The organism is Lachnobacterium bovis (assembly GCF_900111325.1).
Taxonomy (GTDB): domain Bacteria; phylum Bacillota; class Clostridia; order Lachnospirales; family Lachnospiraceae; genus Roseburia; species Roseburia bovis_A.
In genome coordinates this window covers 1-2,447 of the sequence record NZ_FOGW01000054.1, presented here as the reverse complement: position 1 = coordinate 2,447, position 2,447 = coordinate 1, and the positions used below count along the sequence as shown (strand labels likewise).

Sequence of the window (2,447 nt, the reverse complement as noted above, 5' to 3'; positions counted from 1 at the left end):
TTTTGCGTGACATAATGAGCCCTCCTATTGATGATTATATAATACTTCAAAGGGAATGTCTCATTTTGTTTTGTACTATTTACATACTAACACTATACTGGTATAAGGATGAAAAAGAGATAAAAGTGTATGGATTGAGTTTTGCTGAAGTTAAAAAAATTGCTAAAAAAGGAGTTAGTAAAAATATGAGTAATAGTGAACTTATAAAATATATGGAAGTTTGTAGAGAGGTGGAAAAATATATAGGAACTCAATCAAGTAACACTTTAGCAACAAAGATAACAAAAGAAAAAAATAAGATTGAAGAAAATCTTGGTTTTTGATAGGAAAGGAGTTATAAAATTGAAAAAACTAATAAATAAGGATAATAAGAAGAAAAAAATTATTATGGTATGTGTTGTACTACTTTTAATAACCATAGTATATTTTGTACCATTTGATTTTAAGTACGTTAAATTGAGAAAAGGGTATCCTTCAGTAGGACTTTCATCTGTTGAGTATGCAGAGAGAAGTAGAACTTTGGATGATAGTGTTTGTGTAGTGTTAAAAAGAGAAGGAGAATGTCAAAAAGAAATTCAGAGAGTGTCATCGAATCAGTTAGTATCATTTAAATATGAAATGTCTCAAAGAAAGTTTGATTTTTTCACAACATTAAAATGTCATTATTATAATGATAAAGGTCATAATCCTATATGGCAAGGTGTGAAATTACCTTATGAAGACATAGAAAAACCAAGAGATATTTTAGCTAAAATTGATTGTTTAAAAATACAATACTATGACATTGATAAGAATAAATTATATAAAGAAGAAGATTTATTGCCATGGTTAAAAAAATATGACAAAAACAATGCTTTGTATGGTTTGTACATTAAGAAAATAGGAATTGTTAATACAAACAATACTGTAATATACTGTGATGGTAAAGATTTAAAAAGTAAAACAAATGGTTATCAAGTGTATGAGCATGTATATCCATCTTCAAATTGCGATTACAAAGATGATTATAACGATATTGAAAAAAGGGTATACAAAGAAGTATATATGGATGCTGACACATTTAAAGAATTATTAAAGGAAAATGGAATTAAGACAGAAGGAATAGATTATTATGAAGGTAGTGATCTATATGGTGAATTAAATATGGATATTAACACTGAAGATTTGCCAAATTCTAATGCAAAATTGTATAAAGTCTATCCTGGTTTGAAAAAATACATAGGACAAAAAGGTAAGAAAGTACAACTTCATTTAAGTGGAATTAATAATCCAGATATATTAGTTGGATATTTTTTGCCGGATGGAAAAAAAGTAACTTATGGAAAAAAAGGAATAAAGATAGTTGGTGGTTATTTTGACGATAAACGTGAATATAAGGGGAAAACTTGTAAAAGTTTTCAAGAATATTTAAAAATTCAAAAACAGGTGAAATACGATTTCCTTAATAAAATGGAGAGATGATTAGGAGAAAGAAAATGAAAAAAAATTTTTTGGATAAAATAATTGATATAAAGTTTTTTTATTTTTTAGTGTTTTTTCTTATAATAATAGGAATAATCAAAAGAAATATCCCTAGTAGGGAAGAAATGTTAAAAATGGAAATTGCCAAATATGAAGATTCAAGAGGTGAATACTATAATGAAAAGATTGATTACTTACATGGAAAAGAGGCTCATTTAAAAGGCGTAGAAGCAGATTACCCAACAGAATCATTATTTAAAAATGTAAAAACGGTATATAAAAATGGTAATGATTTTTGCATTGTAAAAAAGGCGGGAACACGTAACTCGTATGTATACGATATGCAAGTAGATGACAAGAAGATTCTAAGCTACGATGCACGAATTTATCGAAGAAATTGTGAAAATATTTCTTATGATAATTTGTTTTGTCCAAAAGCAGAAATTGAAATATTCAACACAAATACTAAAAAGGTTGAAAAAAGGGTTGATGTTATAGCAGAAGTAAAAAGAATTCTAGGAGGTAATGAAAATTTTCAAAGAAATATTACTAAAGTTGAGGGGTATGAAAGTCTTTCGCAAGAAGATAAAGCTGCTATTTTAGTTGAGAAATCATTTGAAAATCCAATCATCTGTACTGATAAATCAGGAAAACGTATAATGGTTTTTGAAATTCCAAAACAAGAGGATTACAAGACCAGAGATAGCTTTGAGTATCTTGCATATTATATCGATGAGGAACAGATGAAGATGATTTCATATGATGAGTTGCCAAACCAAATAAAAGAAACAGAATTAAAATATGATGCTGATGATAGAGTTTTATCAGCACTAAAAAATGAAACACAAGAACTAAACAGCTATTGCTTGAAAAATTATATGGATAAATCTGCATTTGAAACTTTATTAGATTCAAACAAAATCAAATATCGAGCAACATATTTAAGTGATGTTGCTAAGACTCCGGTGCATATAAAAATGCTTGGA

The 2,447-nt window shown here is 27.5% G+C and carries 3 protein-coding genes; all 3 read left to right on the top strand.

All coding sequences use genetic code 11. The features are described from left to right. Positions 1-323 (top strand): hypothetical protein (locus BMY79_RS12330; RefSeq protein WP_207645465.1); only part of this gene is annotated, 323 nt, incomplete at its 5' end. Positions 324-342: 19 nt separating this feature from the next. Continuing rightward, positions 343-1,461 (top strand): hypothetical protein, encoded by a 1,119-nt coding sequence (locus BMY79_RS11710; protein ID WP_143065867.1) that lies wholly within the window; start codon positions 343-345, stop codon positions 1,459-1,461. Between the two features lie 125 nt (positions 1,462-1,586). Then, on the top strand, positions 1,587-2,447 hold an 861-nt coding region (locus BMY79_RS11705; RefSeq protein WP_143065866.1), incomplete at its 3' end, for a hypothetical protein.